This is a genomic window from Phyllobacterium sp. 22552 (genome assembly GCF_052044585.1).
GTDB lineage: Bacteria > Pseudomonadota > Alphaproteobacteria > Rhizobiales > Rhizobiaceae > Phyllobacterium > Phyllobacterium ifriqiyense.
Genome location: NZ_JBQENG010000010.1, coordinates 24,640 through 44,287 on the forward strand (window position 1 = coordinate 24,640; position 19,648 = coordinate 44,287).

General features: G+C 53.2%; 24 protein-coding genes and 4 pseudogenes. 14 read left to right on the top strand and 14 right to left on the bottom strand.

Annotated elements, in window-relative coordinates; genetic code table 11:
- The 4 genes from ACTJI9_RS20580 to ACTJI9_RS20595 all read left to right on the top strand — a co-directional run bounded on the left by ACTJI9_RS20580 (position 1) and on the right by ACTJI9_RS20595 (position 1,934).
- The gene (locus ACTJI9_RS20580) at positions 1-474 is read left to right on the top strand and encodes an ArsR/SmtB family transcription factor (RefSeq protein ID WP_440810614.1); all 474 of its coding nucleotides are present in this window, start codon (positions 1-3) and stop codon (positions 472-474) included.
- Positions 471-818 (top strand): SRPBCC family protein, encoded by a 348-nt coding sequence (locus ACTJI9_RS20585; RefSeq protein ID WP_336441236.1) that lies wholly within the window; start codon positions 471-473, stop codon positions 816-818. The genes ACTJI9_RS20580 and ACTJI9_RS20585 overlap by 4 nt, the downstream gene beginning before the upstream one ends.
- Before the next feature lie 39 nt (positions 819-857).
- Positions 858-1,478 (top strand): ATP-dependent Clp protease proteolytic subunit, encoded by a 621-nt coding sequence (locus ACTJI9_RS20590; RefSeq protein WP_336441237.1) that lies wholly within the window; start codon positions 858-860, stop codon positions 1,476-1,478.
- A gap of 87 nt (positions 1,479-1,565) precedes the next feature.
- Positions 1,566-1,934 (top strand): YbaN family protein, encoded by a 369-nt coding sequence (locus tag ACTJI9_RS20595; RefSeq protein WP_336441238.1) that lies wholly within the window; start codon positions 1,566-1,568, stop codon positions 1,932-1,934.
- Here the strand turns inward: ACTJI9_RS20595 and ACTJI9_RS20600 are convergent.
- The 6 genes from ACTJI9_RS20600 to ACTJI9_RS20625 all read right to left on the bottom strand — a co-directional run bounded on the left by ACTJI9_RS20600 (position 1,931) and on the right by ACTJI9_RS20625 (position 8,013).
- The gene (locus tag ACTJI9_RS20600; protein ID WP_440810617.1) at positions 1,931-3,007 is read right to left on the bottom strand and encodes an ABC transporter ATP-binding protein; all 1,077 of its coding nucleotides are present in this window, start codon (positions 3,005-3,007) and stop codon (positions 1,931-1,933) included. The two genes, ACTJI9_RS20595 and ACTJI9_RS20600, sit on opposite strands and share 4 nt — an antisense overlap.
- Positions 3,004-3,945, bottom strand: a complete 942-nt coding sequence (locus ACTJI9_RS20605; protein WP_336441240.1) for a carbohydrate kinase family protein — start codon at positions 3,943-3,945, stop codon at positions 3,004-3,006. Before ACTJI9_RS20605 ends, ACTJI9_RS20600 begins: the two co-directional genes overlap by 4 nt.
- A 1-nt stretch (position 3,946) precedes the next feature.
- Positions 3,947-4,969, bottom strand: coding sequence for an SIS domain-containing protein (locus ACTJI9_RS20610; protein WP_440810619.1), 1,023 nt, complete (start codon positions 4,967-4,969; stop codon positions 3,947-3,949).
- Complete coding sequence (locus ACTJI9_RS20615; protein ID WP_336441322.1) at positions 4,966-5,811, bottom strand: carbohydrate ABC transporter permease; 846 nt, start codon at positions 5,809-5,811, stop codon at positions 4,966-4,968. Before ACTJI9_RS20615 ends, ACTJI9_RS20610 begins: the two co-directional genes overlap by 4 nt.
- Entirely contained in the window at positions 5,811-6,692 is an 882-nt protein-coding gene (locus ACTJI9_RS20620) for a carbohydrate ABC transporter permease (RefSeq protein WP_440810621.1), read from the bottom strand. Before ACTJI9_RS20620 ends, ACTJI9_RS20615 begins: the two co-directional genes overlap by 1 nt.
- Before the next feature lie 82 nt (positions 6,693-6,774).
- Positions 6,775-8,013 (bottom strand): extracellular solute-binding protein, encoded by a 1,239-nt coding sequence (locus tag ACTJI9_RS20625; protein ID WP_440810623.1) that lies wholly within the window; start codon positions 8,011-8,013, stop codon positions 6,775-6,777.
- Between the two features lie 196 nt (positions 8,014-8,209).
- Here ACTJI9_RS20625 and ACTJI9_RS20630 point away from each other — a divergent pair, with 196 nt between their 5' ends.
- Positions 8,210-9,424, top strand: coding sequence for an ROK family protein (locus ACTJI9_RS20630; protein ID WP_440810625.1), 1,215 nt, complete (start codon positions 8,210-8,212; stop codon positions 9,422-9,424).
- A 225-nt stretch (positions 9,425-9,649) separates the two neighbouring features.
- Here ACTJI9_RS20630 and ACTJI9_RS20635 read toward each other — a convergent pair whose 3' ends face one another.
- The 3 genes and pseudogenes from ACTJI9_RS20635 to ACTJI9_RS20645 form a co-directional block, all read right to left on the bottom strand.
- The gene (locus ACTJI9_RS20635; RefSeq protein WP_440810697.1) at positions 9,650-9,823 is read right to left on the bottom strand and encodes a hypothetical protein; all 174 of its coding nucleotides are present in this window, start codon (positions 9,821-9,823) and stop codon (positions 9,650-9,652) included.
- Positions 9,824-9,917: 94 nt separating this feature from the next.
- A pseudogene (locus tag ACTJI9_RS20640) lies at positions 9,918-10,450 on the bottom strand (NnrS family protein); the annotation flags it as partial.
- Positions 10,434-10,861, bottom strand: a pseudogene (locus tag ACTJI9_RS20645) (NnrS family protein); the annotation flags it as partial. The pseudogenes ACTJI9_RS20645 and ACTJI9_RS20640, both read right to left, overlap by 17 nt.
- A gap of 25 nt (positions 10,862-10,886) precedes the next feature.
- Between ACTJI9_RS20645 and ACTJI9_RS20650 the strand changes: the two are divergent.
- Positions 10,887-11,063 (top strand): annotated as a pseudogene (locus ACTJI9_RS20650) (mandelate racemase/muconate lactonizing enzyme family protein); the annotation flags it as partial.
- A gap of 170 nt (positions 11,064-11,233) precedes the next feature.
- Positions 11,234-11,476, top strand: coding sequence for an SDR family oxidoreductase (locus tag ACTJI9_RS20655; RefSeq protein WP_337352855.1), 243 nt, complete (start codon positions 11,234-11,236; stop codon positions 11,474-11,476).
- Positions 11,477-11,519: 43 nt separating this feature from the next.
- On the opposite strand, the pseudogene ACTJI9_RS20660 reads toward ACTJI9_RS20655, so the two are convergent.
- The 3 genes and pseudogenes from ACTJI9_RS20660 to ACTJI9_RS20670 all read right to left on the bottom strand — a co-directional run.
- Positions 11,520-11,784 (bottom strand): annotated as a pseudogene (locus ACTJI9_RS20660) (integrase); the annotation flags it as partial.
- Positions 11,784-12,170 (bottom strand): type II toxin-antitoxin system VapC family toxin, encoded by a 387-nt coding sequence (locus tag ACTJI9_RS20665; protein ID WP_440810627.1) that lies wholly within the window; start codon positions 12,168-12,170, stop codon positions 11,784-11,786. The gene ACTJI9_RS20665 and the pseudogene ACTJI9_RS20660, both read right to left, overlap by 1 nt.
- On the bottom strand, positions 12,167-12,415 hold the full coding sequence (locus tag ACTJI9_RS20670; protein ID WP_307277867.1) for a type II toxin-antitoxin system VapB family antitoxin: 249 nt from the start codon (positions 12,413-12,415) through the stop codon (positions 12,167-12,169). Before ACTJI9_RS20670 ends, ACTJI9_RS20665 begins: the two co-directional genes overlap by 4 nt.
- A gap of 183 nt (positions 12,416-12,598) precedes the next feature.
- On the opposite strand from ACTJI9_RS20670, the gene ACTJI9_RS20675 reads away from it, so the two are divergent.
- The 4 genes from ACTJI9_RS20675 (at position 12,599) to ACTJI9_RS20690 (ending at position 15,979) form a co-directional block, all read left to right on the top strand.
- Positions 12,599-12,877, top strand: a complete 279-nt coding sequence (locus ACTJI9_RS20675) for a hypothetical protein (protein WP_307277865.1) — start codon at positions 12,599-12,601, stop codon at positions 12,875-12,877.
- Positions 12,878-13,334: 457 nt separating this feature from the next.
- The gene (locus ACTJI9_RS20680) at positions 13,335-14,354 is read left to right on the top strand and encodes an ABC transporter substrate-binding protein (protein ID WP_307277862.1); all 1,020 of its coding nucleotides are present in this window, start codon (positions 13,335-13,337) and stop codon (positions 14,352-14,354) included.
- Between the two features lie 9 nt (positions 14,355-14,363).
- The gene (locus tag ACTJI9_RS20685) at positions 14,364-15,194 is read left to right on the top strand and encodes an ABC transporter ATP-binding protein (protein WP_307277859.1); all 831 of its coding nucleotides are present in this window, start codon (positions 14,364-14,366) and stop codon (positions 15,192-15,194) included.
- On the top strand, positions 15,194-15,979 hold the full coding sequence (locus ACTJI9_RS20690; RefSeq protein ID WP_115053990.1) for an ABC transporter permease: 786 nt from the start codon (positions 15,194-15,196) through the stop codon (positions 15,977-15,979). The genes ACTJI9_RS20685 and ACTJI9_RS20690 overlap by 1 nt, the downstream gene beginning before the upstream one ends.
- Here the strand turns inward: ACTJI9_RS20690 and ACTJI9_RS20695 are convergent, their stop codons facing one another.
- Entirely contained in the window at positions 15,980-16,567 is a 588-nt protein-coding gene (locus ACTJI9_RS20695) for a PAS and helix-turn-helix domain-containing protein (RefSeq protein WP_307277856.1), read from the bottom strand.
- Between the two features lie 137 nt (positions 16,568-16,704).
- On the opposite strand from ACTJI9_RS20695, the gene ACTJI9_RS20700 reads away from it, so the two are divergent.
- The 3 genes from ACTJI9_RS20700 to ACTJI9_RS20710 all read left to right on the top strand — a co-directional run bounded on the left by ACTJI9_RS20700 (position 16,705) and on the right by ACTJI9_RS20710 (position 18,742).
- Entirely contained in the window at positions 16,705-17,370 is a 666-nt protein-coding gene (locus ACTJI9_RS20700) for a CoA transferase subunit A (protein WP_307278980.1), read from the top strand.
- A 1-nt stretch (position 17,371) separates the two neighbouring features.
- Positions 17,372-18,013, top strand: a complete 642-nt coding sequence (locus ACTJI9_RS20705; protein WP_115053993.1) for a 3-oxoacid CoA-transferase subunit B — start codon at positions 17,372-17,374, stop codon at positions 18,011-18,013.
- Between the two features lie 462 nt (positions 18,014-18,475).
- Positions 18,476-18,742 (top strand): helix-turn-helix domain-containing protein, encoded by a 267-nt coding sequence (locus tag ACTJI9_RS20710; RefSeq protein ID WP_115053994.1) that lies wholly within the window; start codon positions 18,476-18,478, stop codon positions 18,740-18,742.
- A 67-nt stretch (positions 18,743-18,809) separates the two neighbouring features.
- On the opposite strand, the gene ACTJI9_RS20715 is transcribed toward ACTJI9_RS20710, so the two are convergent.
- Positions 18,810-19,637 carry an alpha/beta hydrolase gene (locus ACTJI9_RS20715; protein WP_440810631.1) on the bottom strand — a complete coding sequence of 276 codons (828 nt, stop codon included), beginning with the start codon at positions 19,635-19,637 and terminating at the stop codon, positions 18,810-18,812.
- Positions 19,638-19,648: the final 11 nt, after the last annotated feature.

Consider the following 19,648-nt stretch of genomic DNA (forward strand, 5'->3'; position numbering starts at 1 on the left):
TTGCTGATTAACGATATAGACCGTAAATCTGACGAGATTAGGGGTAAAAAAAGAGCAAATTTCGATGGTGCTGATCGGCTCGTCCTGGCCGGCTCGGTCACCAGCCCCTGCCCGAAAACAGCCCTTGCGAATCACATAAGTCTATGCTTATGTATTCTCATGAATGAGACAGAGTTTTTCAAGGCACTGGCCGATCCAACGCGACGCGCAGTTTTTGAACGTCTGGCCGACGGTGAAATGAACGCCACGCAGTTGCGGCAGGGGTTTGCAATGTCGCAGCCGGCCATCTCGCAACATCTTGCTGTCTTGCGTAGCGCCGGTTTGATTGCCGAACAAAAGCTCGGTCGCAACGTGATGTATCGAATAAACCCGGATGGGATCGCGCGAATGCACCAATGGCTAAGCCGATATCACGCATTCTGGCCGAAGCGGGTGGACGAGCTGAAACGGCTTCTCAAGGAGATGGATCAATGACACCGAAAAGCGAAGCGCCGATCAGGCTCACTTACGAACTGGATGCTGAACCAACGAAGGTGTGGCGCGCGTTAACCGTCCCCGAATATGTCTCGCGGTGGCTTGGCAGCCCCGCGTGCTCCGATATGGACGATGAAGCCGCACTGGACCGCATCGAGCTGCGCCTGATCTCCATGGAACCGGGCACGCATGTGCGCTATAGCATCAAAGATAATGAAGCGGTCAGTACCGTGACGTTCCAGATCAACGCGAATGACAAAGGTGGAACCACTTTTCATATCGTGCATGAGCAATCCATGATTGCTGCCAACTGCAATTTTCCAAGGCAACGCTTGGCCGCCTGACCACAACAAACTTTCAATTTGACGGAGAGGAGTTCGCCTATGCGCGACATGATGCAGCTTGTCCCTATGGTCGTGGAACAGTCCAGCCGAGGGGAACGGTCTTTTGATATATATTCACGACTGCTGCGCGAACGTATCGTTTTTCTCAACGGTCAGGTGGAGGACGGAATGGCTGCGTTGATTTGCGCACAACTGTTGTTTCTTGAATCCGAAAGCCCCACCAAGCCTGTCTCCATGTACATCAATTCGCCTGGCGGCGTGATAACCAGTGGTCTTGCAATATACGACACAATGCAATTCATCACATGCCCCGTTGCAACATTGTGCATGGGTACCGCTCGATCAATGGGTTCATTTCTATTAATGGCTGGCGAACCCGGTCACCGAACGGCCTTGGTCAATTCCAGTATCCATGTGCATCAGCCACTTGGTGGATTCCAGGGTCAGGCCTCGGATATTTTTATCCAGGCTGAAGAGATGCGGCAAACGAAACAACGTGTGACAAGGCTTTATGCCCAACACTGCGGACGCTCGTTTGATGAAGTGGAGCGGACATTGGATCGCGATCATTTCATGACCGCCGACGAGGCAAAAGAGTGGGGATTGATTGATACGGTTCTGTCAAAGAGGGAAGGGCCGCAGCAATTGCTGCCTGCGTGAGTTTTGGCACCTGCAAACCCGCTGACTTCATATGCGAAAACATGTAGATACTTGTCTACAATAAACAGCACGTGGAAAGCAGGCGGTATGAACATGGCGAAGCGAACAATTTATTTCGCGCTCGGCTGGCTAATGGTCGCGCTCGGTTTCATAGGTCTGCTTCTCCCAGTAATGCCCACAACAATCTTCCTGATTTTGGCCGCCTGGTGTTTTGGGCAATCATCGCCGCGTTTTGAGAAATGGCTGCTTGAGCATCCCGTCTTTGGGCCGACATTGGTCAAATGGCGAGAGCATGGGGCCATACCAATGCGTATTAAATGGATTGCCTGCGGCGGCATGGCCTTTGGCTATGCTTCATTTTATTATTTCGCCCGGCCGTCACCATTATTGGCAGGGTTCGTGGCTATATTTTTTATTGCCAGCGCTGCATATGTTCTCAGTCGACCAAGCATTTAAATTCGCTTCTCTGTCAATTTGTCGAACACATGCAGAGCGTCGGGATCAATGGCAAAGCGTTGCATGGCCCCCACTGTCACCTGCGATCGAGGGGACAGACTGGCAGTAAGGCGTTGCGTGCCAATAGTGGCAGTGACAACAAGTTCCGGCCCTGTCAGTTCGACCACTTCAATCTTTGCATCTATGCCAAAATTCGTGACCCCTACCTGCGCAAACGTCAGACTTTCGGGACGGACGCCAACTGTAATGTTCCGCGCTTCAGCGGCGGCCTTGTGAAGATGCGCGGGGAGGGGAATACTGCTCAGTGTCCCGTCAATATGAGCAAATCCATCGGAGAAAGTGGAATCCAGCATATTCATTGGTGGAGAGCCGACGAAACTTGCCACATAACGCGTAGCGGGGCGATTATAAATTTCATCCGGCGTGGCCAGCTGTTCGATTTGACCATCGCGCATAACCGCGATGCGCGTTGCCAATGTCATGGCCTCAATCTGATCGTGCGTCACATAGACAATCGTGGTTCCAAGCATCTGATGCAAACGCTTCAGTTCGGTTCGCATTTCCATCCGCAATTTCGCATCGAGATTTGAAAGCGGCTCGTCAAACAGGAATATTTGCGGATCGCGCACAAGCGCACGCCCAATGGCAACACGCTGGCGCTGACCACCGGACAGTTCGGACGGTTTGCGCGCCAGCAAATTCTCAATCTGAAGTATCCTTGCCGTTTTTTGCACCGCGACATTGCGGTCGGCTTCGGAAACTTTGCGCATTTCCAGACCAAAGCCAATATTTCGGGCCACCGACATATTCGGGTAAAGCGCATAAGACTGGAACACCATCGCTATATCCCGGTTCTTCGGATGAATCCCGGTTACAGAGCGGTCACCAATGCGCACATCACCGCCCGTAGCCTCGGCCAGTCCAGCGATAATATTGAGCAGCGTGGACTTGCCACAACCTGAAGAACCCAGCAGCACGAGAAACTCGCCATCGGCAAGTGACAGATCAATCCCTTTTAAAGTTTCGATGTTCCCATAGCGTTTGCGAATATCAACTAGTTCAAGCGCGCTCATGACTCTTTCCCCGAAACGATTTGAAGATCTTCACCATCATAACGGCGAGGCACAGTGGATATGGCCATGGTTGCGATACGCACACCAGCGCGCAGGCTTTCTTCAATGCTTTGGCCGCTGGCTTGTGCGGCCACGAAGCCAGCATTGAAAACATCCCCGGCACCGATCGTGTCGACGACGGCGACAGAAGGGGCTTGCGCCGAGACAACAATATTGTCCGGTCCTATGGCAAGCGCCCCTTCCGGGCCACGTTTGACCACAACAATTGCATCGTCCGGCATCAATGCCTTCAGCTTGTGCGCAGCTTCAATTGCGTCGGTCGCGTGGGTAAGGGAGATGGTTTCCACCTCATTAAACAAGGCGATATGACAGCGGCTTAGCCAATGTCGTGTGCGCGAACGATTTTCCTCTGTCCATCCGTCTATAGGCCAGCCGGTATCAAGAGCGATCTTGATATTATGCGTTTCTGCCCAGTCAAACAGGGCATCATAATCATTTGCAAGTATGCCGGTCAGGAACGAGCCGCACAGGATTGCAGTGCCACCTTCCAGAAGCTTCGGATCAAGCATTTTGTGCACGTCTGTCCACGACAAGTGCGCAATGTGGCCTTTGGTTGTGAAGAATGTGCGTTCGCCATTGGGATGAGTGATCCCGACGGAAAGAGTTGTTCCGGTCCGGCACACGGGCCAATGCACGGCATGGTCGTTGAATGCCTGCCGCAACCATTCGCCGAACTGATCATCGCCAACATTGGCGGCGATCTGGCACTCAACGCCCAAACCCAGCAAAGCCAAAGCCGCATTGCCAGCCGATCCGCCGACCCGAAGCTCATCATGATCGACCATGATCTCCGTACCTGGCTGTGGCCAAGGTTCGGCAGGCCCCAGTATGAGGTCAACATTGACATTACCGATAATGGCAAGAGGCCGCAGCGCCATGTTATTCACTCCGCGTAATTTTGGTGGAACGTACAGGCGTTCCAAGGTCCTTTACGCGCGAACCGGCAAAGCCAAGCATGAAATGTTGCGCAGCGGGCAGAAGTGCAAACACAGCGGCAATACCTGATGCGGCACCGACATCAATCATTACCGCCTCTTTGATCGGCTCTTCATCCGATGCATCAAACACAATAACCGGCGATCCGGCCCCGAGCGCCGAGAGCGCCATGCGGCTGACGAGTTCCGCCGTTCCATCCTTGGCTCGAAACAGAACAACGCCAACATCTGGTCCGAGCATCTCCATTGGCCCGTGCCGCAATTGACCGCCTTCCAGCGAGAAACAAGGAATGCGCGACAACTCGGTAAGACCCAGCGCTATGGCTTCGGCCACACCCTGCATTCGCCGCCCAGATGTGACGATCGCCCTCACATTGGAAAAAACGGAAATCGCTTCTTTGACTTGGGTAACGTCAGACGATCCCAGGATCCGCAAGGCTTCCGCCGTGTTTTCTCCCAATGCATTGATGATCGCGAGGTGCAACGCAAAGCTGATGGTCAGACTGCGCGTCGCAGCAAATGCCTTTTCAGTTCCGCCAGCACCTATGAGGGAAGGAATTGTACGCGCCAGCGTCGACCCTTCTTCCAGCGTCAGACCGAACGTATCAGCTCGAATACCTGTCTCACCGAACCAACGCAAAACTTCGGCACTTTCACCTGACTGTGACGTCACAATAATTGTTTTGCCGTCCGTCGACAGTGGCTGACCCAGTTGTTCGGACAAAGGAACCGCAATGGCATCAATACCGAGGCTTCGGTAAAATGGCTCAACTGCGCGACCGACCGCATGCGAACCGCCCATGCCGAGCAGCAGCAACTGCCGGGTCTTGCGCAATGACTGTGCAATTGTTGCCGCCAAAGTCGAAGCGGTCTCAAAGGAAGCAAGGGCGTCTGCATTCTGCCGTGCCATTTCTTTTTCAATAGCGACAAGTCCGGCGGGCTTTGTAGTTTCAGAGAGCATATTCATCCTTTAACGCCGCCACTTGTGAGGCCCGAAATTAGAGCACGCTGCATGAACAGACCGATCAACAGCGGGGGGAGGGCAGCCAATACGCCCGCAGTTGCAATCAAACCGTAATCCGACACACGACCGCCAGCCAGATCGGCAATTGCTACGGTCAATGTCTTTGCGCGCTGATCGGAGGTGAAAAGCAGCGCATAAAAAAACTCATCCCACGCAAGCAAAAATGCAAATAGAGCAGCGGTTGCCATAACCGGGGCTGCAAGGGGGAGTGTGATGAGACGTAATATTTGATCCAGTCGCGCACCATCCATGACGGCAGCGCTTTCGATCTCCCGCGGAATTGAGTCAAACCCTGACTTCAACAACCATGTGGTAAATGGAGCAAGGATCGTCAGATACACGAGGGCAAGACCAAAGACATTATTGAGCAAACCGAACCATGCGAGTGACATGTAAAGCGGAACAGCAAGGGCGACCGGGGGAAGCATATAGGTCGCAATAACAGCATAGAGCGACCAGCCAACGGAAGGCGTCCTTGAAACTGCCCATGCCGATGGAATGGCAACGGCAAGCGCTGCGACAGTTGCCATGCCGGCAACCTTGAGACTGTTGAAAAGCGAAGCGACAAAAGCCTCACCCGCACTGTTTGCAACTGAAGACAGAAGCACACCATAGCGCGAAAGGTCCACCGTATCCGGCCACCAATGCAATGGTTTTGCGAGCAGGTCAGGTGTTGAGGAAATGCTCATAACAAACAACCAAGCGACTGGCGCAAGAATGACGATAGCCAAAACCAATGCCGCAATATGAACGAAAATGGTCAGGGTGAGGCTTTGACGCTCCATCATGACGCTCCTGCGGTTTTGCGAATAAGAGCTGCATAGGCGACGGCAAGCACCGTCACCAGCAAGGTGACAATTAATGCCAATGATGCGCCTGATCCGGCTCGCTGGAACGAGAATGCTTCCTGATAGACGAGGATGGACAGGGTGCGGGTGCTGTTAGCAGGACCGCCGCGAGTCATGACCCAGATAATATCAAAAACCTTGAAAGCTTCGATTGTTCGCAGGACCAATGCCACCATGAGCGGCCCGGCCAGATAGGGCAGGGTAACAAAACGGAAGCGTGACCAGACTCCTGCGCCATCGACCATGGAAGCTGCCGTAATATCGCGGGGCACAGCCTGAAGAGCGGCAAGAGCAATTAGGGCAACCAGCGGGAAGTTTTTCCAGCAATCGGCAAGGATCAGCGATGCCAGTGCAGTCCCGGGTTCGCCGAGCCATGAGCGATAGGAATCAAGCATCCCTATTTGCACGAGGAGTGCATTTAGTGCTCCATATTCGGGGTTGTATATCAGGCGCCACAAGGTGGCGTTGACAACAGTTGGCAAGGCCCAGGGTAAAATCATCAGTGCACGCAAGACCGAGCGGCCGTAGAAACGTTGATTGAGAAGCAATGCCGCCAAGACCCCGATCACCATCTCTGCGGAGACGGAAAGAGCCGCAAACCAAAAAGTCGTCAAGAGTGAACGCTGGAAATTTGAACCGGAAAGGACCTTCACATAATTGTCCAGCCCAACGAAACTGCCCTGGGTTCCTACCAGCTTTGCATCGGTAAAGGAGAGCCGGATCGTATCGATCAGCGGCCAGCCAATAACCGCTATCATGACGACAAGCAGCGGCAGCATAAGCAGCCATGCCCGGGTCGTAATCCAATTGTTCGTCATGAAATATTGCCCGTCACATCATCAATATATTATAATGAATGAGGGAACGGCGGCAGACAACGCGGCCGCCTTTCCAATCAAATCATAATCCGCTGTTTTCAGCCGCCGTTTTCAGCGCTGCTTCCGGCGCTTCTTGGCCCAACAGTGATTCTTGAACTGCTTGCTGCAATGCCGTCGACAGTTCCTGATATTTTGGTGTTGTCGGGCGCGGATACATGGCAGCCAAACCGGTCTTGGCGGCCGCGATCAGTTCTTCCTGGCCTTTCGAAACAGCCGGGTCGTCATAAGACGATGTCCAAATTGGCAAGCTGAGCTTGGCATATTGGTTTTGCGTCGCCTGGGAAGTCATGAAAGTAATGTACTTCCACGCCTCATCAGGCTGTTTGCTGGTCGAGGTAATCCCGAGGCCCATCGAGCCATTAACTGCCGAGACCGTGCTTTTTCCTTCTACGCCGGGAGCCGGAACGACTCCCACCTTGCCTGCAACCTTGCTGTCCTTTGGATTGTTGGCCATGTTGTACATATAAGTCCAGTTCAAGGCGAAGGCAGCTTCGCCATTCTGGAACACGCGCCGGACATCTTCTTCGAGAAATTCCTTCGAGTTGGGGTTTGTCAGGCCTGACTTGTAGCTTTCGACCATATAGTTGAGCGCATCAAGGCCGCCACCTGTCTGGAATACCGGTTTGCCATCTTTGATAAAACTGCCGCCATAGGCGCTGACCAGCGTCGTGTAATCACAAATCGCCGCCTCGGCCTGAGACCAACTCCAGGCTATCGGCGTTGAGAGCAGACCCTTATCCTTGATGATCTTGGCCTGCTCGGAAAGCTCGGCCCAAGTCCTGGGCGGGTTCGCGATACCGGCTTTTTGTAGAATTTCCTTGTTGTAGAACAGATATTTGGTGTCGAGTATCCATGGCAGACCATAGCGCTTGCCTTCATATTCGACAGTCGTCCATGCACCGGGAAGAACGCCTGATTTCATCTCGGGAGTGATCTTGTCCGACACATCGAGCAATACTTTGTTCGTTGCATATTCAGCAGGCCAGATAACGTCGAACAATACAACGTCATAGCCGCCACCCGATCCCTGTGCGAGGACAGTCTTGTCATGCAAGCCCTCGTATGGAACGAATTCAAGATTGACCGATATATCCGGATTCGCCTTTGTGAAAGACTCTGTCATGGCGCGCACATCAGCTTCGCTGTAAGCGGCCTGTGCCATGAACAAAGCATTGATCTTGGTTTGAGCGTGAGCGGGTGCGGACAGCGCCGCCGCCAGCAGCGTTGCGCCTAAAAGCGCGGTCGTGACGGATTTCAACATTCTTACCTCCTGTTTAGCTCTGGCAGTTCTGAACGCTGACCGGTATGGACAGTGCTCGGTGATCGCTACAGATCGAGAGCTTTTGCTCACGTTCCCCTGGAGACGATTTTTCGGCGACTCTTTCGGTCGACTATTAAATCAATTCTCTTGACTTATTAGTCGATCAATATTTTGCTGCTGTCAAGAGGGCTTGGACATGGATGACAGACCAACGATAAGAGCCAAAAGCGGCACCAATCTTGGTGGAGCAAGCGCACATAATCGACGTATCATGATTGATGCGCTACGGATTAACGGAGCCTTGTCTCGTGCCGACTTGGCGAGGGCGACCGGGCTGACACCCCAGACAGTGTCCAACATTATCGAAGAGCTTGCCGGTGAGGGTCTGGTACGCTCGCAAGCCAGTATCCGAAAGGGCAGAGGGCAGCCGGCAACACCCTATCAACTGGTACCCGAAGGAGCCTTTGCAATCGGCCTCCAGATTGACCGACATGTAACGCGCACTGTTATCGTCAACCTGGTTGGTGATGTGCTGGTTCAAATCGAGGCAATGCTCCCGTCAGGGGGACCGGAGGTAGGTGTCGTCGTGGTGCTTGATCTTGTAGCACGGGCAAGAACAATGTTAGCCCAACAGGTTTCCGGCGGTGAAGATCGCCTTGTCGGGCTTGGGATTGCCATGCCCGGACCTTTTGGCATTAACACGCTCTATGACGATCCATGGATGATGACCGCCTGGCAGAACTTTCCACTTGTAGAACGTATCGCCGAAGGTACGGGGCTTGAGGTTGCGTTACAAAATGACGCTTCGGCGGCGGCGACAGCGGAGCGGTTACTCGGCGCAGCACATGGACTTGACCATGCCATCTGCATTTATTTCGGTTATGGCTTGGGTACGGGTCTCATTCTCAACGGCGAGCTTTACGGAGGCGCCCATTCCAACGCCGGAGAGATCGGCATGATGCTGACCTTGGTGCCGGGAGATGGTGCCGATGTCGAGCCACTGGAGCACTATGCTTCGATGGCGGCATTGTGCAAATTACTGGAACTTGATCCATCTGCGCCTGATCTGTTTGCAATGGTGACCGACGCAGTGCAGCAGGGCGGGTCAAGGCTCGAACAGTGGATGGATGACGTGGCAGAGCGGTTGCGGCGCGCGGTCCAGATACTTGAACTCGCCTTCGATCCACAAACAGTTATCCTGTGCGGTGGCGCTCCCCGAATTCTGATTGACCGGCTTGTTGAAAAAATCGAGCCCTTACTACCATCCATTGCTGATCGGACAAACCGCCATCCGCAGCCGCGACTGCAAGCTGGACTTGCCGATCCCTGGTCTGCTGCACTTGGCGCTGCAGCCGAACCTATCGCACGCGCTTTCGACCCCCGATTCTCGGCAATCCTGAAGAACGCGTGAACAATACGCCAAGGAGGCTGGTTATTCCCTGCCATCTCGTCACACACTCTGCCTCCAAATCTTCAATCGATGATCGCGAGCAACCTCAGGCAGATATGTCGGGTAAGCTTACGGTTGCCTCGCGCGGGACCAGTTGACACTTTGCAACGGATTTTGCGACGAGGCCACCAATGTCTCGCGGCAGAGAAAAGCGCTTTGTGACATTGGAGGCACGTGACCAACAGTTCAGGCTTGGGCCGGTCGCTGCCCCACTGCATAATGCGCCAGGGCAGGCTGATTTTCCACGTTGAAGCGAGAGATCAGGAACCCGGGCGACCTGCGTGAGGTATAAGCAACGAGATTCCTGTGTAGTGGCACGGGTAACTCAATCATCGCCTTGATCGGCTTTTCATCGACAATCGCGCCAAAGCTTCAGCTTCACCGTGATCAACCTCCTTACGGTTCCAGAACGAAATCACGCGTACCTGCCAAGGCTGGAGCGACACCTGGTCGATATGATTGCGCGGGTCTGCTGCAGTGTGAAGCCGAAGAACTCTGAGGTCGCCTCAAGCAGGGCAAGCGAGCAAGTGCCTTCGTCCAAGTCGATGTTTGTCGTCAGCAGCGCGCCTTAAGGTCGGTGGGGGTCTTGGCCGACGATGTCAGCGAGCGTCCGGTGTGGCCGCGGCTTACCCGTGTCATGACGGCAAGCATCATGCATGCAATCGAACCGATAGTCAGAAGATGCAGCACGGAGATCTGATCGATCAATCCTGTTGTTCCTGTGGCGATACCAATGAATCCCAGTGGAACGAACAGATAGGCGACGTGCAAAACCAGAAGCAGCTTTTCCGGGTGTGTCGTCCAATCGCGCCAACGCGCCAACCGAACACCATGCAGGGTCGCCGCGACAAGCGCAGCTATTCCGGTTAACCTGCTCTCCGGCCAGAAAGTCCAGAGGCGAAAGTCCCCAGTGCACCGAAAATAGCAGTGACATCGAACGCGTTGTAGGAAACCGGGAAGTCGGTTCGACCAAAGCGATTGAGCCAGTTACGGGTGAAACTTGGAAGAATGCCGCCACCACAATTATCATCAGCATTGAATAGACTCCGACAGCCAATCGGGTCGCGCTTCCGGCAGTGCCTCCGCTTATGACGGAATAATGAAAGAATATGTTCGCGATCGACAGTGCGGTCAATCCGCCGACGACTTTCAGATCTTTCCATTTGCGGCCGGCGATCACCTCTCGAGCGCAAATGAAAAGAAGCGAAAGAAGAAATGACGCGTCAATTGCAACGGCGGGCAGAACACCGATCGTCCGGGTCAGCATCATTGCGGCACGTCCAACTGCCCAAATCGAAAGCAGGGCCACCAGCGGACACCCGGACACCCTCCGGTTGAGTTGGGGACTGCTGTCAATAGAAATCCGGCAAGCACGGCTGGCGCAAATCCAAACAACATCACATGGACGTGCCAAGAAAAAACGGACGAAAACCGCTATGTCGTCGACCCCTATCTACCTAAGGAAGGCTATCTGGAGCTGCGCCCGGACAGGCCAGGCTGGGGTGTCGAGATGGACGAGCAGGCAATGACGGAGGAAGGCTACATTCACTGGCAACGACGTGTGCCGAAACGGCCGGACGGCTCTTATGCCTTCCCCTAGCAGTGGGTGATCGTAGCGGAACTGAAGCTAGCAAGTCAGGAGCATCCTTTCCGACGGTGCCAATTGGGGCTTTTGGACGGGCGCGGCGCAATCGTCAATATCTCGTCCATTTGCGGTGAAGTGATCGTCTATCCGCAACCGCAGGTTTCTACAATGCCGCGAAGGCCAGCGTGAACCTTTTGACCGAACCGCTGGCGGCCAAACAGGGCGTGCGCGTCAACGCTGTCGCGCCCGGCTATGTCGGCACCGAACTGACGCTCAAGGGGCGCAGCAAGGAGGAATGGTTCGGAACCTGGATGCGCATGACGCCTATAGGAGGTTGGGCGAGCCCAGCGAGATCGCCAATGCCGTTCTCTTTCCGGCCGACGCCCGTCTATATCACCGGCACGGTATTGACGTTCGATGGCCGCTAAGAGAGACGCGCCGCTCGATGGTTCGACACCGACTACGGTTTCATGCAGTGCCGGTCGCGCATGCCGTAATGTAGAGCCCAACGACTTGGGGATCAGCCAGGAGGGGACGCAGGTTCGAACGCCGGCACAAGCCGAGAAGTGTTTCCAGTCGGACGCATAAACCTTGCGAGTATTGGCGGAGCTCGCGCCTCGACATAATCACGGGCACGCTCGGTCAGATTCTGCAAATGGGTCGGCAGGGGAGGAGGCGCACTTGGAGCAGAAGGGGTTAGCGAATTGTAGTCGGTTGGTTGTGAATCGTCGGCCATCAGGCCGCGTGAACGTCGGTTTGCGAGAAGTCGTTGCCTTTGAACAGCAGCGGTTCGCCCGAGGCTTTCGCCAGAGCATAGGCGAAGCAGTCGCCGAAGTTGAGGCCGGCCTTGTGACGGCCCTTGCCGAAATCAAGGAAAGCCTGTCGGGCCAGTTCGCCATGCTCCAGTGTCACAGGCTCGACGATGATGCCGGCGCGCCGGAAGAAGGCCTCGGCCTGACGCATGCCATCGGCCCCGAGTTGGCCCTCCACCACCATAGCCAACTCGACGTAATTGGTGACGCTGATCCGGGTGACTTCAGCGTCATGGATGATCTTAATGAAGCTCGCCGCCTCGGGCTCAAGATAGAGGATTGCGACCAGAGCCGAGGTATCGACGATCATTTCGGCAGGCCGTTCTTGTCATAAAGGAATTCGGCATGATCGACATAGGGGCGCTTGACGTGCGCTGCGGCACGATCGGCGATCGCTAGGAGCTCCTCGACGCTGGCCCGGCCCTTTTGCCGTTCGATCTTGGCGAACCGCTCGCGTAGCGCCTCGGTGACGACGCGGGTCATGCTTTCCCCCGTGGCGTGAGAAATCGCCTGCGCCAGGCGGTGGGCTTCCGGATCTTTGATGCTTAGGCTCATCTATGGTGCATTCCATCTAGAAAAATAGCGTTATTTCTAGATTTCTACACGGAATTGTTGCTGCTTTCAAGCCTGCCAAACATTGGCGTAACGATGGCGGGCTCGATATCATTCAAACATTGAGTCGCGGCCATTTATCGAGAATGGTTGGAATCGACATTCATGTGAATGGGAGACTGTGAAGTGGCAAACAAAAAAATAGCGCTGTTTTCGGCTTTTACGATTTTCGCCTGCTCATATCCCGGCCTGGTCGCAGCTGCAGAAGATGATCAGGTGGCGCGTATCACCGTCAATCAAATCATACGAGGTGAGGGTAAAGTCGGAGACATGGCGACTTCCCAAAATGGGGAGGTCGTATACATCGTACTGGAGGGCGGCATTATCGAGGTGAGGAATACGCGATACAAGACGGCGCAGCGTTACAGTGTGGTGAAACCAAATGATAATAGCCGCAACAATTGAAGGGCTCGGCGATTTCGAGCCTGCCCTTGAAATAGCGGAGGGCAGAAAGACACCTTGATGCCGATTACCGACCTGGTAGCAAATGCCGGCCCGGTTGAAGCGTGGATCATTCCCATGTCGTATGGATGAAGGGTTCGGGTGCATTTTCGACGCCCTGCCAACCGATTCCGCACCACGAGCACGTCCTGGACAATAATCTGCGTTCGCTTTTGTAGCCGTGGGCCTGTTTGTGCGCGTGGATCGATAATGGGTGACTGCGACGTCTTGATGAGTGCCATCACGTTCGCTTGATGCAGCCTTGGTTATGGAGATCTCCCTCTTTGTGTATTTCCGCGGAACTGCTTGTCTTGCCAGAATCCTGATGCTAACTTTTCTCAAAATCAGAAAACAAATGCACAGCCAGCTGGTATCGCCAGCCATCGGAACAAGTTGTGCAATCCATAGCGGAGGAAGCAATATGGAACGCCGTCAATTTCTTGCTGGTGCGGCAGCACTATCCTTGCTTGGTACTTCCAGCTCAAGGGCGGGGGCTCAAACAGCAGGGGCCCTGGAAAAAACCAGCGTTACACTGGGTGTCGGCGGCAAACCCCTTCTTTATTATCTGCCGCTGACAATTGCCGAGCGCCGGGGGTTTTTCAAGGAAGAGGGTCTTGATGTCACCGTCAATGACTTTGGCGGCGGAGCAAAATCCTTGCAGGCCCTGATCGGCGGGTCTGTCGATGTTGTAACCGGCGCGTATGAGCACACGATCCGGATGCAGGCAAAAGGACAGGATGTGCGAGCCTTGTGCGAGCTTGGCCGGTTCCCGGCCATTGTGATCGCTGTCCGCAAGGAACTCGCTGATAAAATCAAGTCTCCCGCCGATTTTGCCGGATTGAAGATCGGCGTGACAGCACCTGGATCGTCAACTGCGCTGACTGCGCAATATGCGATGGTCAAAGCCGGACTCAAAGCCAATGCGGCGCCCTTGATTGGTATTGGCGGTGGCGCCAGCGCCGTGGCTGCAATCAAACAAGGACAGGTGGATGTAATTTCACATCTGGACCCGGTCATTGCCAAGCTTGAAGCAGATGGCGACATCACTGTCATCATCGATACCCGTACCGAAGAGGGAACAAAGGCACTATTTGGCGGATCAAATCCAGCGGCAGTGCTCTATGTCAAGAAAGAGTTTGCCGACGCAAATCCCAACACTTCAAAAGCCTTGGTCAATGCCTTCGTCAAATCGTTGAAATGGTTGCATGGTGCTTCGCCAGAAGAAATTGCAGACAGCGTTCCAGCGGAATATCAATTGGGCGATAAATCGCTTTATTTGAAAGCAGTAGCCAATTCATTGCCCACCTATTCGCTTAACGGCGTCCTGACAATGGAGGGCATGCAGTCGGTTCTCAATACATTAAAAATCCTCGATCCAGAATTTGCAAAAGCCGATATCGATCTTGCTGCAACGTTTGATGACCGGTTCATCAAGGGATAGGCAGCATCAATGACAGTACCCCTATCCGAGGCGGGCACCCGTGCAGACGCCGTCGAGTTGCAAGGCATTACCATCGCTTTTCCGGTTGCCCATGAAAAGACATATGAGGCCGTTGGCGAAACAAATCTGAGTGTTCGTGATCGTGAGTTCGTTGCAATTGTCGGACCAACGGGCTGCGGAAAGTCCACCCTTTTAAATGCGACCGCTGGTTTGCTCAAACCAGCACGGGGCCAGATCAAAATCTTCGGCAAGACACATACCGGGATCAATGGCCATGCCGGATATCTCTTTCAGCAAGATTCGCTCATGCCGTGGAAGACATCGCTTGATAATGTTGCGATAGGGCTGGAAGTAGCCGGAATTCCGCGTCGTGAAGCACTTGAGCGCGCTCGCACATGGCTGGGGAAAGTCGGACTTTCCGCCTTTTGCGACCGTTATCCGCACATGCTTTCCGGCGGTCAGCGCAAACGTGTGGGATTGGCACAGGTCCTTATCCGCGACCCGAAGATCATATTAATGGACGAGCCTTTTGGGCCGTTGGATGCACAGACCCGCCTTATTATGGGTGATCTGCTGCTTGATTTGTGGACAGCAGATCGCAAGGCAGTCATGTTTGTTACGCACGATCTTGATGAGGCAATCGGTCTTGCTGACCGGGTGGTCATTATGTCTGCCGGACCGTCGTCGCGCATTATTGGCGATTACACAATTCCACTAACCAGACCACGCAATATGGCTGACATCAAATCCGAGCCGCAATTCCATGAAGTGCACCGGGAAATCTGGAATGCGTTAAAGGAAGAAGTGCTCAAAGGTTATCGGCAGGCGGAAAAAGCATGATGAACCGGGGACTTTTACTTCTCCTGCAAATTTTAGTGGCTGTCGTCGTTCTGGTAGCCTGGCACGTTGCCTCAACCACAACCCTTATCGGTGATCCTAAAACAATCAGTTTTTTCTTCGCCGAGCCATTGGCCGTTGGCAACCGCATTATCGACTGGTTTGCCGATGGTTCGATTTGGTATCATCTCGGCATAACACTCACTGAGGCCGCACTTGCCTTCATCATCGGTTCGCTCGGGGGCGTGATTGTCGGGTTCTGGTTTGCGCGCAAACCACTCCTTGCTGCCGTTTTCGATCCTTATGTGAAAGCAGCCAATGCTTTGCCGCGCGTTGTTCTTGCACCAATATTTGCATTGTGGCTCGGGCTTGGCATCTGGTCGAAAGTGGCCTTGGGCGTTACTCTGGTTTTTTTCATTGTGTTCTTCAACGTCTATCAAGGTGTCAAGGAAGTAAGCCCAGCTGTGCTATCCAATGCGCGCATGCTTGGCATGAACGGAAGACAGTTGCTGCGCCATGTCTATATGCCGTCCGCGTTGTCCTGGATGTTCTCATCTTTGCATACGTCGGTAGGTTTTGCGGTAGTGGGAGCAGTAGTCGGTGAATATCTGGGCTCAGCAGCGGGCCTGGGATATCTTATTCACGAGGCTGAAAGCGTCTTCGATGTTACCGGCGTTTTTGCAGGAATGTTTGTTTTGACTTTTTTCGTTATTCTTGTCGACTGGCTGGTGACACTTGTTGAAAACCGTCTGCTTGTCTGGAGGCCAAAGAGCGCTGCTTCCTTCTGATCAGCGCAAACTTGAAAACCACGCAATAAGTTCCGCGCTATTGTGCAAAGAATGGGCCCGCATAAGGCGTGCCCTGTGCGCTTCGACAGTGCGTTTCGACAAGCCTATTTCCGCCGCAATCTGGGCATTGGTCTTGCCTTGAGACACCAGGGTCAGAACTTGTTTCTGTCGATCGGAGATGAGGCTCATATTTCCTGTCACGGCCCGGTTTGTCGGCTCGAAACAATAAAGTGCCTCTGCAAACGGATCGGCGTTATTGCGGCTGCGACCGCGCACCCGGCACCAGAAGCTGGTTCCGTCCCTGCGCCTCATCAAACGTTCATCGTAATAGACCTTACCGCCTCCAAGATTGCTTCTCCACATCTCGCCGGTGCGAACGAAATCTCTGATCTTGGGATAGAGCCGGCTGAAACTCTGATTGATCAACTCCAGCCGCTCATAGCCAAAGGTTTCAGCAAATTCGGAATTGCAATCCCTTATGATACGGTGCGTTGCATAGACCATCGGCACTGGCAGGTCCGTCAACTGAAAGCGTTTTTCGCTCGCAGAATTCACAATGTCTAAACTGGAAAGCTCCGGTACTGTCATGCAGTATTAATACGACTATCTGTGGCACCGGCACAAGCTTTACCGTTGATAAGGAGGACGAAAGAAATGGGAGACTATTCTTGAAAAAAGTTCAATCAAGCGTGGCTGACGCACTGGAAGGTGTTCTGTTCGACGGCATGACGATCATGGCCGGTGGATTTGGCCTTTGTGGTATTCCCGAAGCGCTGATTTATGCAATCCGCGATTCCGGTGTTAGAGATCTGACCGTAATATCCAACAATGCCGGTGTTGACGGCATTGGTCTTGGCGTATTGCTCGAAACCAAGCAAATCCGCAAAATGATCTCGTCTTATGTTGGCGAGAACAAACTTTTTGCGCAGCAATATCTATCGGGGGAACTGGAACTGGAGTTCAATCCGCAAGGCACGCTTGCCGAGCGCATTCGGGCAGGAGGAGCCGGAATTCCCGCCTTTTTCACCAAGACCGGTGTCGGCACCATCATAGCAGAAGGCAAGGATGTGCGGGAATTCGATGGCGAGTCTTATGTCATGGAGCGCGGGCTTTTCGCCGATCTATCCATAGTCCATGCCTATAAGGGTGATACGGAGGGTAACCTCGTTTATCGTAAAACGGCCCGCAACTTCAATCCGATCATGGCGACTGCCTCAAAGTTCACTGTGGCGGAGGTGGAACACCTGGTCGAGGCAGGCATGATTGATGGTGACCATGTTCATACACCCGGTATTTTTGTGAAGCGGATTGTACACGTTCCAAATCCGACAAAACATATTGAACAACGGACAACGCGACCGAGACTTGTCGCTGAAAACGGAGCGCACTGATATGGCGTGGACACGTGATCAAATGGCCGAGCGGGCTGCAAAGGAACTTGAAGATGGTTTCTACGTCAATCTGGGAATTGGCATCCCCACTCTCGTCGCCAACTACATCCCAACCGGCATGAGTGTACAGCTCCAGAGTGAAAACGGAATGCTTGGTATGGGGCCATTTCCATATGAAGGCGAAGAGGATGCTGATCTCATCAATGCCGGCAAGCAAACAATCACGCAGTTGCCGACAACGAGTTATTTCAACGGTGCCGATAGCTTTGGAATGATCCGAGGCGGCCATATCGACCTTTCCATCCTGGGAGCCATGCAGGTTGCAAAAAATGGTGATCTTGCCAACTGGATGGTGCCCGGCAAAATGGTCAAAGGCATGGGTGGCGCAATGGATCTGGTCGCAGGCGTCAAGAAGGTCGTTGTTGTGATGGAGCATGAAGCAAAAGGGGAAGCCAAACTGCTCGAAGAATGCACGTTGCCACTAACCGGCCAGCGGGTGACAGACCTTGTCATAACTGATCTTGGCGTTTTCACTATCGAGAGACGTGGTGAGGCCAAAATGACCTTGATAGAAATCGCCCCCGGTGTGACCGTTGCAGAAATCAAAGCAAAAACCCAAGCCGCTTTTGATGTGGCCGTTTGAACTAAATGGCCCGGGAAACCGGGCTATTTAATCTTCTCGACTGTGCAGAGTGTTTCACCACGTTGCGGGCGCTCCAGGCATTGAGCCTCATAGCGGAACGTTCCGTAGTAGACCTGAGCACAGCCTGAAGGCAGGCAAACCAATGTTACAAACCCCAAAACGAGACTCGTGAAATAAATCCAGCCAGAAGCCTTCTTTTTCATGATGGCATACCTATATATGTCGAGCTGCAAGTGACACAGCGGCGTTACAATCCACTGATATTCTTCAGCAATTGGTCAAGTCAACGATCGGCATATTTGTCATTTTACCGAGATTTGGTGCTACTTTAAGGCAAGCGCTCCACATAGTTTTCGATCACGTTTTATGTGAACAGGCATAAAAGGGTTGATCCAAACCGACGGACGTATAAGTTCTGCCTTCCGATTTGTTAACCAAACCATTCACGTTAGGAGCAAAGCGATGAACAAAACCATCGATAACTATTCATTGCCAGAATCGATTACAACAGCTTTAGCCAATGGTATTAATATTGTCAGGGCATTTCGCGAACAATTCGGATATTCAATTGAAGATCTGGCCGTGTCATGCGGTCTGACATCTCTCGAAATCGAGACTATTGAAAGCGGTCAAAATTCGGACCCGAGCAAGCTAGAACGTATTGCTCATGCACTCGGTTTGCCGAGCAATGCAATGATCATTGAGGATTCAAAGCGCCTTAGCGCCTGACACTTCGATAACAACAAATCGGTAAAAAGGCTGCCAGGGTGATATCCCAATCCTGGCAGCCTTTTTGCTACAGTCCCAGCAATGTACGCGTCAGCGGATGATCCGCCTTCGTCAGGCCTTCGATAATATTGGCGTGGTGCTTTGTCGGCTCTTCAACAGCCGTAATACTGCAATCAAAGCCAGCCCATATATTGGCAAGCAATGCATTCTGCCTGATAAACTCCGGACGCTCATCGGCACCAACCCAGGCAGTAAGGTCGATCCCTTCTTGCGGTTCGAGCAAAGCCGGGCTCTCCAACCTCGCTTCTATGGCATCAAGATGAAGCGTCTCGTTCATTTTTGTTTTCATTAAAGGCCGAAGATCCGTGATAGCAGATATCGGAACGGTCTTGCGAATGCGCTGACGGATCGTTTGCGACAATGGCGATGTGACTGTAACCATGCGTGCCACGAGATGGCCACCTGCTGAATGCCCGGTCAAATGAATCGGACCTACAACTTCTCCTGCGGCTTTGGTGATAGCAAGACCGATCTGAACCGTAATATCGCTGATGCGAACATGCGGGCAGAGCACATATGATGGAACGGCAACAGCAAATCCATGAGCATGCGCACCCCTTGCCAAATGTGACCACACGCTTTTGTCGAAATCTTCTTTCCAATAGCCCCCATGGACAAATATCATAAGGCCCTTTAGATCGCCCCAAGGCATGAAAAGGTCGAGCCGGTTTCGCGTATCTGGGCCATAGGCGATATCTGCCTTCAGCAGACCTTTATCATCCATTTCCGACCGGAACTGGGCTGCCTCTGTACGCCATTTTTGCGGATAACTGGCTCCGTCCGGAATATAGGCGAAGTTGGAATAGGCATCATCCCAATCGATAGCATTCGTCATGATTATCTCCC

Excerpts from the sequence above, each read along its gene's own strand:
- ACTJI9_RS20585 (WP_336441236.1), top strand. The coding sequence starts at position 471 with ATGACACCGAAAAGCGAAGCGCCGATCAGGCTCACTTACGAACTGGAT.
- ACTJI9_RS20590 (WP_336441237.1), top strand. The coding sequence starts at position 858 with ATGCGCGACATGATGCAGCTTGTCCCTATGGTCGTGGAACAGTCCAGC.
- ACTJI9_RS20595 (WP_336441238.1), top strand. The coding sequence starts at position 1,566 with ATGAACATGGCGAAGCGAACAATTTATTTCGCGCTCGGCTGGCTAATG.
- ACTJI9_RS20600 (WP_440810617.1), bottom strand. The coding sequence starts at position 3,007 with ATGAGCGCGCTTGAACTAGTTGATATTCGCAAACGCTATGGGAACATC.
- ACTJI9_RS20605 (WP_336441240.1), bottom strand. The coding sequence starts at position 3,945 with ATGGCGCTGCGGCCTCTTGCCATTATCGGTAATGTCAATGTTGACCTC.
- ACTJI9_RS20610 (WP_440810619.1), bottom strand. The coding sequence starts at position 4,969 with ATGAATATGCTCTCTGAAACTACAAAGCCCGCCGGACTTGTCGCTATT.
- ACTJI9_RS20615 (WP_336441322.1), bottom strand. The coding sequence starts at position 5,811 with ATGGAGCGTCAAAGCCTCACCCTGACCATTTTCGTTCATATTGCGGCA.
- ACTJI9_RS20620 (WP_440810621.1), bottom strand. The coding sequence starts at position 6,692 with ATGACGAACAATTGGATTACGACCCGGGCATGGCTGCTTATGCTGCCG.
- ACTJI9_RS20625 (WP_440810623.1), bottom strand. The coding sequence starts at position 8,013 with ATGTTGAAATCCGTCACGACCGCGCTTTTAGGCGCAACGCTGCTGGCG.
- ACTJI9_RS20630 (WP_440810625.1), top strand. The coding sequence starts at position 8,210 with ATGGATGACAGACCAACGATAAGAGCCAAAAGCGGCACCAATCTTGGT.
- ACTJI9_RS20665 (WP_440810627.1), bottom strand. The coding sequence starts at position 12,170 with ATGATCGTCGATACCTCGGCTCTGGTCGCAATCCTCTATCTTGAGCCC.
- ACTJI9_RS20670 (WP_307277867.1), bottom strand. The coding sequence starts at position 12,415 with ATGAGCCTAAGCATCAAAGATCCGGAAGCCCACCGCCTGGCGCAGGCG.
- ACTJI9_RS20680 (WP_307277862.1), top strand. The coding sequence starts at position 13,335 with ATGGAACGCCGTCAATTTCTTGCTGGTGCGGCAGCACTATCCTTGCTT.
- ACTJI9_RS20685 (WP_307277859.1), top strand. The coding sequence starts at position 14,364 with ATGACAGTACCCCTATCCGAGGCGGGCACCCGTGCAGACGCCGTCGAG.
- ACTJI9_RS20690 (WP_115053990.1), top strand. The coding sequence starts at position 15,194 with ATGAACCGGGGACTTTTACTTCTCCTGCAAATTTTAGTGGCTGTCGTC.
- ACTJI9_RS20695 (WP_307277856.1), bottom strand. The coding sequence starts at position 16,567 with ATGACAGTACCGGAGCTTTCCAGTTTAGACATTGTGAATTCTGCGAGC.
- ACTJI9_RS20700 (WP_307278980.1), top strand. The coding sequence starts at position 16,705 with ATGACGATCATGGCCGGTGGATTTGGCCTTTGTGGTATTCCCGAAGCG.
- ACTJI9_RS20705 (WP_115053993.1), top strand. The coding sequence starts at position 17,372 with ATGGCGTGGACACGTGATCAAATGGCCGAGCGGGCTGCAAAGGAACTT.
- ACTJI9_RS20710 (WP_115053994.1), top strand. The coding sequence starts at position 18,476 with ATGAACAAAACCATCGATAACTATTCATTGCCAGAATCGATTACAACA.
- ACTJI9_RS20715 (WP_440810631.1), bottom strand. The coding sequence starts at position 19,637 with ATGACGAATGCTATCGATTGGGATGATGCCTATTCCAACTTCGCCTAT.